Raw genomic sequence first — 7426 nt, forward strand, 5'->3', positions numbered from 1 at the left:
GCTCCACGCGCGCGTGGAGCCACAGCGACTTGATCTTGAGGTCGGTTTTATGCGGGCGACGGCACACTTGTCCCAGGGGATGCGACGAGGAGGAACGGGGATGGCGGCGCAGGCACCACGCGGTGACGGACAGGGCCCTGACGGGCACAGTTCTGACGGGCACGGCCCCGGCGAAGGCCGGGGGGAAGCCACCGGAGAGGTCTGGGACGGCCTCGTCCTGGACGAGGACTTCATACGGTCGGCCGATACGGCCGAGCCGTCGGCGCGCGCCCGCATGCTCGCCGCCCGCTGGCGCGAGGGCGGTCCCGATCCACAGCCCTGGCGCTCCGACGAGCCGCCCGCCGGGTGGTTCTTCAGCAAGGCGCGGCGGCGCAGGTGGCGCCGCCGTTGATTGCCGTTGATCCCCGTTGACTCCCGTGATCCCTGGAGAGGCGTTCCGGGACGGGTCCCGTTTTATTCGGTGGTGCTCAACCCGGCCCACGGTCACAGTGGTTATGTCCAGGTCGCCGGGTTCCTCCGGCACCACAGTCCGGGAGAGGAGCACGACGACGCCCGTCAGCGGCAGTTCGTCGAGCTCCCAGCAGGGCAGTGCGCGGGCTCCGGAGTAGTCAGCTCCGTCGAGTCCACCCCGCACGGGGAGCTGTCCGGGGCGGCCGCTTCGAGCGCGCACCTTGGCGCGGGCCGCCCACCCGGAGGACCGTCATGGCGGTGAGGCGAGGCAGAGCACCGCCTCACCGCCATGCACCGCCTCACCGCTCGGCTTCGGCCAGTGGATGCCACCTGGGCCGGCGGTGATGTCCCCTAGGTCCTGTCCGGTCCCAGCAGGCTCTCCAGCACCACGGCGATTCCGTCGTCGTCGTTGGAGAGGGTCATCTCGTTCGCCACGGCCTTGAGCTCTTCGTGGGCGTTGGCCATCGCCACACCGTGTCCCGACCAGGCGAACATCGGGATGTCGTTCGGCATGTCGCCGAAGGCGATCGTGTCGGCGGCCTTCACACCCAGTCGGCGGGCCGCCAGGGAGAGCCCCGTGGCCTTCGACAGCCCCAGGGGCAGCAGCTCCACGATGCCCTCGCCCGCCATCACGACGCTCACCAGACTGCCCGCCGCCGCCCGCGCCGCGGACGCCAGCTCGTCGTCGGTGAGACGAGGATGCTGGATGTACATCTTGGTCAGGGGCGCGGCCCAGAGCTCGGCCACATCGGTGAACGGGACGGACTCCAGCAGGCCCTGCACCCGGTAACCGGGGCCGACCAGGACGTCACCGTCGATGCCGTCGCGGCTCGCGGCCAGCGCCAGCGGGCCGACCTCCGCCTCGATCTTGGCGAGCGCGAGCCCCGCCAGCTGCCGGTCGAGGGTCACCGACGTGAGCAGCCGGCGCGCCCCGGCGTCGTAGAGCTGTGCGCCCTGACCGCACACCGCCAGTCCCTCGTACCCGAGGTCGTCGAGGATGTACCGGGTCCAGGGGACCGCACGCCCCGTGACGACGAGGTGCGCGGCGCCCGCCACGGTGGCCGCGGCGAGTGCCTCACGCGTGCGCTCCGAGATCGTGCCGTCGGAGCGCAACAGCGTTCCGTCGAGATCGGTGGCGACGAGCTTGTAGGGGAACGCCCCGGTGGATTCGGTGGTGCCGGTCACTTGGAGATCGGCTCCAGTACTTCACGGCCGCCCAGGTACGGACGCAGCATCTCCGGCACCCGTACGGAACCGTCGGCCAGCTGGTGGTTCTCCAGGATCGCCACGATCGTGCGCGGCACGGCACACAGCGTGCCGTTCAGCGTCGCGAGCGGCTGCACCTTCTTGCCGTCCCGCATACGCACCGACAGCCGGCGGGCCTGGAAGCCGTCGCAGTTCGAGGCCGAGGTCAGCTCGCGGTACTTGCCCTGCGTCGGAATCCACGCCTCGCAGTCGAACTTGCGCGAGGCGGACGAGCCCAGGTCGCCCGACGCCACGTCGATGACCTGGAAAGGCAGCCCGAGAGCGGTCAGCCACTGCTTCTCCCACGCCAGGAGCCGCTGGTGCTCGTTCTCCGCGTCCGCGGGATCCACGTACGAGAACATCTCGACCTTGTCGAACTGGTGCACGCGGAAGATGCCGCGGGTGTCCTTGCCGTACGTGCCGGCCTCGCGGCGGAAGCACGGCGAGAAGCCCGCGTAGCGCAGCGGCAGCTTGTCGGCGTCGAGGATCTCGTCCATGTGGTACGCCGCGAGCGGGACCTCGGAGGTGCCGACGAGGTAGTAGTCGTCCTTCTCCAGGTGGTACACGTTCTCCGCGGCCTGGCCGAGGAAGCCGGTGCCCTCCATGGCGCGCGGGCGGACCAGCGCCGGGGTCAGCATCGGGATGAAGCCGGCCTCCGTGGCCTGTGCGATCGCCGCGTTGACCAGCGCGAGCTCCAGGAGCGCGCCGACACCCGTCAGGTAGTAGAAGCGCGAGCCGGACACCTTGGCGCCGCGCTCGACGTCGATGGCGCCCAGCGCCTCGCCGAGCTCCAGGTGGTCCTTGGGCTCGAAGCCCTCGGCACCGAAGTCGCGGATCGTGCCGTGCGTCTCCAGGACGACGAAATCCTCCTCGCCGCCGACCGGCACGTCGGGGTGCACGAGGTTGCCGAGCTGCTGGAGGAGGCGCTTGGTCTCCTCGTCCGCCTCGTGCTGCTCGGCGTCGGCCGCCTTGACGTCGGAGGCGAGCCGGCCGGCCTTCTGGAGCAGCTCGGCCTTCTCGTCGCCCGAGGCCTTGGGGATGAGCTTGCCGAGTGCCTTCTGCTCGGAGCGCAGCTCGTCGAAGCGGACGCCGGACGACCTGCGCCGCTCGTCGGCGGAGAGAAGGGAGTCGACGAGCGCGACGTCCTCTCCACGGGCGCGCTGGGAGGCGCGAACACGGTCGGGGTCCTCACGGAGCAGGCGAAGGTCAATCACCCCGCAAGGCTACCGGTGCGGAGTTCCGGGGCACGACCCGGTATTCCGATCTGTCGCTTCTGTCATGATTTGGGGAAATTGTCGATTAACTCGAATTGTGTGGACGGAACGTCAACGGAAATGGCCCGTCTCCCCGGAACGGGGCAGGCGGGCGGTGGCGCGTTGACTCGATTCCCTTGCGGGACAGGGGACTTGGGGAGGGAGTTGTCCACAGGAATGCATGCTCCTGGAAAGTTATCCACAGGTTGTGCGAAAGATCTGTGGACATCGGAAGTGATCATTCCGAAAGCCGCATCCGGGACAAGGGATTCCCGAGTTAAACCCTCTCTACACCCACGTTCGGGTGGAAATGGTTCGCTCTAAGGGATTGGCCAGGGAAATCAGGTGGACGAAGGGTGACCTGTGGGGCTGTGGACGCAGTTGTGGGTTGTAGGCCGATTTGTCGACCAAGTCGCACTTCGTTGTCGACTTATCCCCAGGTCGAGAAGGAGGGCTGTGGATAACTTCTGTGGACGAAGAAAATCTGCAGGTAGGACCGACTAGAAACGGCCGTCCTGGCACCGCGCCAGCCAGTCCGAGGCCGCCGCGAACTCGTCGTCGGACGTACCGGCCCGCGGTGCGCGCATGTCCTTGGGATCCACGTCGGCCTGCGGATAGGACCCGAGGAACCGCACCTGCGGGCAGACCCGCTTGAGCCCCGTCAGCGCCTCGGCCACCCGGCGGTCCGAGATGTGCCCCTCGGCGTCGATGGCGAAGCAGTAGTTGCCGATGCCCTCGCCGGTCGGCCGGGACTGCAGCAGCATCAGGTTGACCCCGCGGACGGCGAACTCCTGGAGCAGTTCGAGCAGGGCACCGGGGTGGTCGTCGCGCTGCCAGATGACCACGGACGTCTTGTCCGCGCCGGTCGGCGCCGCGGGCCGGGCGGGCCTGCCCACCAGGACGAACCGGGTCTGCGCGTTCTCCGCGTCGTGAATCTCGGTCTCCAGGGCCTCCAGGCCGTACCGCGCCGCCGCGAACTCGCCGGCGAAGGCCGCGTCGTAGCGCCCCTCCTGGACCAGGCGGGCGCCGTCCGCGTTGGAGGCCGCCGACTCCCAGACGACGTCGGGAAGGTGGTCCCTCATCCAGTTGCGCACCTGCGGCTGGGCGGCCGGGTGCGCGCTGACCGTCTTGATGTCGGACAGCTTCGTACCGGGGCGGACCAGTAGCGCGAAGGTGATCGAGAGGAGCACCTCGCGGTAGATCATCAGCGGCTCGCCGACGGCCAGCTGGTCGATCGTGGTGGTGATGCCGCCCTCCACCGAGTTCTCGATCGGCACGAACGCGGCCTCGGCCTCGCCGGCCCGGACGGCGTCGAGCGCCGCGGGGACGGACACCATCGGGACGAGCTGCCTGGTGGCCGACTCCGGAAGAGTCCGCAGGGCCACTTCGGTGAAGGTGCCCTCGGGGCCGAGATACGCGTAGCTGGCTGGCATGGCCTCACCCTAATGGGCCGTGCGGAACGCGGCTCACCCCTCCAGCAACCGCTGCCCCACGTACTCGCCCTCCGCCGCCCCGCCCGGTACCGCGAACAGCCCGCTCGACTCGTGCCGGATGAAGGCGGACAGCGCGTCCCCGCGGTCGAGCTTGCGCTGCACCGGGACGAAGCCGCGCAACGGGTCGGCCTGCCAGCAGACGAAGAGCAGCCCCGCGTCCGGCACCCCGTCCGCGTCGATGCCGTCGTGGAAGGAGAAGGGCCGGCGGAGCATCGCCGCGCCGCCGTTCTCGTCGGGCCGGGTGATACGGGCGTGCGCGTTGATGGGGACGACCAGCTTGCCGTCGCCACCGGTCTTCTCCAGGTCCATGGCGGTCGTCTCGGTGCCGCCGGACAGGGCTGCCCCGTCGGACTTCCGGCGGCCGATCACGGCCTCCTGGTCCTTGACCGAGAGCTGCTCCCAGTCGTCGAGAAGCATCCGGATACGGCGTACGACGGCGTACGAGCCGCCCGCCATCCAGGACGGGTCGCCCGCGTCGGGCACGAAGATCCGCCGGTCGAAGTCGGGCTCCGAAGGCTTGGGATTACGGGTGCCGTCGACCTGCCCCATCAGATTGCGGGTCGTCAAGGGGCGGGTGGTGGCGCCGGGCGAACGGTTGAAGCCGTTCATCTGCCAGCGCACCCGGGCCGCGCGGCCCGCGTCCTGCTGGATCGCGCGCAGGGCGTGGAAGGCGACGAGGGAGTCGTTCGCGCCGATCTGGACCCACAGGTCGCCGTTGCTGCGGGCCTTGTCGAGGTGGTCCGAGGAGAAGTCGGGCAGGGGGTCGAGGGCGATCGGCCGCTGCTTCGCCAGTCCCGTACGGGTGAAGAAGCCGTGGCCGAAACCGAAGGTGACCGTGAGGGACGAGGGTCCGGCGTCGCGCGCCACGTCCGTGTCGTCGCTCGCGGACGCCTCGCCCGCCATCAGTCGCTGGGCGGTCCTCGACCAGCGGCGCAACAGGGCTGCCGCCTCCTTGCGGCCCGCGCCCGCCGTCAGGTCGAAGGCGACGAGGTGGCCGCGGGCCTGGAGGGCGGTCGTGATGCCCGGCTGATGTTTCCCGTGAAACATCACCTCGTCCGCGCCCACCGAGCTGAGGAGCGCGGTCCGGTCGGCGGAGGAAGAGGAGGAAGCGGAGGGTGCGGAGGCGTATCCGGCGGCTCCGCCCGCCGCGCCGAGTGCGAGGCCCGTGGCACCGGCGGTGCCGAGCAGGCGCCGTCGTGAAACGGCGCCTCTGGGGGAGGGCTGCCGGGATTCCGGCGAAGCGGCCTCCTCGGAGGATGTGGAGGATGCTCCTTCGTGAGCGACGTCCGAAGATGCCGGAGGGGAGGTCTTCGGAGTGGACTGTTCAGCCATGGTGTCGTTCAGCCGATCTGTGCGTTCTTGTCCACGGTCACCTGGTCGATGTCGGACGTCCGTACGGTCACCGCGATCTGCCAGGTGCCCGCCATCGGGATCTGCACCCCGCTCGCCGTCCAGTGCCCGGTGGCGATGCGGTCGGGGACCACGGGCAGCGGCCCGATGTCCTTCGCCTTGAGGGTGAAGGCGACCTTGACCTCGGGAATGTCGAAGGCCTTGCCGTTCGGCCGCTCCACGTAGACGTGCATGTCGTTGCCGCCGACGCGGGCCGGGTCCAGTTCGACGCGGGCTATGCCCTTGCCGTCCTCACTCCCCGTGTCGAACGGGATGTCCAGCGACAGCGCCTCACCGGGCTGCTCCGAGGTGGTGGCGGTGGCGGCCTTCGCCTCCTCCTCCGTACGCCCGGGTTCGGTGGAGGTGAGCACGGTGGTGACGGCCAGCAGGACGACCGCGACGCCCGCCTCCGCGAGCACCGAGCGGCGCAGGCCCGAGCGGAGCGGGTCGGCGTTGCGCAGGCGCTTCTCGCGCGTGGTGGTCACTGCGGCGCGCTGCCGGGCGAGTTGGGTGGCCCGCTTGCCGCCACCGGCACTGCCACCGTCACCGCCGCCTGTGGAAGCCGGTTTCTTCTGGTCCGTACGCCCGCCGGTCCCCTTCGGCCCCTTGAACCCTTTAGACCCTTTGGGTGTCTTTGACTCTTTCGACGTCTTCGGTGTCGAGGCACCGACCGAGGCCTTCACCGGAGCCTTGGCCGAGGTCTTCGCCGATGTCTTGGCGGGCGTCCTGGCGGGTGCCTGCGCCAGTCGGGCGGTCCAGCGCCGCGAGACCCATGCGATGCCGACGAGTACGACCACCAGGCCGACCTTGATCAGCAGCAGCTGCCCGTACCAGGTGTCCGTGAGCGCCGACCAGGAGCCGAGCTGCCGCCACGACTGGTAGATCCCGGTCACGACCAGCACGGCCACGCTGCCGAACGCGACGCGGGAAAAGCGCTGTACGGCGGACTCTTCGAGGGACGGTGCGCGGTACAGCGCCACCAGCAGCGTCGACAGGCCGCCGAGCCAGACCGCGACGGCGAGCAGATGCAGCACGTCGACGGGCATCGCGACACCCGTCTGGAGACCGGTCGAGGCGTGCTCGGCCATCGCCCACGTCGCGGCGAGGCCGGCCGCCACGACGAACCCGCCGATGGCGAGCCCGAACGTCAGATCGTTCTTCTCCTCTTCGTCCTCGCGCTTCTCGTACGCCCCGAAGAGTACGGCGATGAACAGCGCGGCCGCCGCGAGCAGCAGCAGCCGCGACACCAGGGCTGCCCCCGTCTTGGTCTGCAGCACCTGGCTGAGCAGGTCGAGGTCGAAGATGTCCCCGACCTTCCCCGAGCCGGTGTACGACCCGCGCAGCATCAGCATGGCGAGCGTGGCCCCGGTCAGGGCGAGCCACCCCGAGACCACGAGCCGCTGCACCGCCTGCACACCGGTGCCGCGCTGCCAGCAGGCCAGCACGAAGGCCGAACCGCCGACAAGGAGGATGAAGCCCGCGTACGAGAGATAGCGGGCGAAGCCGTAGAGGCCGCCCACGACACCGCCGCCGACCTCCTGGCCGGACACGGCGACGGAGGTCTTCGAGGGCGCCCCGATGGAGAAGGTGAAGGCG

6 protein-coding genes are annotated in these 7426 nt (G+C 69.8%); 1 reads left to right on the top strand and 5 read right to left on the bottom strand.

Annotated elements, in window-relative coordinates; translation table 11 throughout:
• The first annotated feature begins 100 nt into the window (after positions 1-100).
• Positions 101-391, top strand: coding sequence for an SGM_3592 family protein (locus AOK01_RS37450; protein WP_055519683.1), 291 nt, complete (start codon positions 101-103; stop codon positions 389-391).
• Between the two features lie 410 nt (positions 392-801).
• Here AOK01_RS37450 and AOK01_RS37455 read toward each other — a convergent pair whose 3' ends face one another.
• The 5 genes from AOK01_RS37455 to AOK01_RS37475 form a co-directional block, all read right to left on the bottom strand.
• A complete protein-coding gene (locus AOK01_RS37455; protein WP_055519685.1) occupies positions 802-1635 on the bottom strand; it encodes an HAD family hydrolase in 834 nt (277 codons plus the stop codon).
• Positions 1632-2909, bottom strand: coding sequence for a serine--tRNA ligase (serS, locus tag AOK01_RS37460; RefSeq protein ID WP_055519686.1), 1278 nt, complete (start codon positions 2907-2909; stop codon positions 1632-1634). The genes AOK01_RS37455 and serS overlap by 4 nt, the downstream gene beginning before the upstream one ends.
• Positions 2910-3448: 539 nt before the next feature.
• Positions 3449-4381: a prephenate dehydratase gene (pheA, locus tag AOK01_RS37465; RefSeq protein ID WP_055519688.1), complete on the bottom strand. Its 933-nt coding sequence runs from the start codon at positions 4379-4381 to the stop codon at positions 3449-3451.
• Positions 4382-4414: 33 nt separating this feature from the next.
• A complete protein-coding gene (gene efeB, locus AOK01_RS37470) occupies positions 4415-5773 on the bottom strand; it encodes an iron uptake transporter deferrochelatase/peroxidase subunit (protein ID WP_055519690.1) in 1359 nt (452 codons plus the stop codon).
• An 8-nt stretch (positions 5774-5781) separates the two neighbouring features.
• Positions 5782-7426: copper resistance D family protein (locus AOK01_RS37475; protein WP_245702582.1), on the bottom strand; the 1645-nt coding region annotated here is incomplete at its 5' end.

It is taken from the genome of Streptomyces aurantiacus, assembly GCF_001418335.1.
In the GTDB taxonomy this organism is placed as follows: Bacteria; Actinomycetota; Actinomycetes; order Streptomycetales; family Streptomycetaceae; genus Streptomyces; species Streptomyces aurantiacus.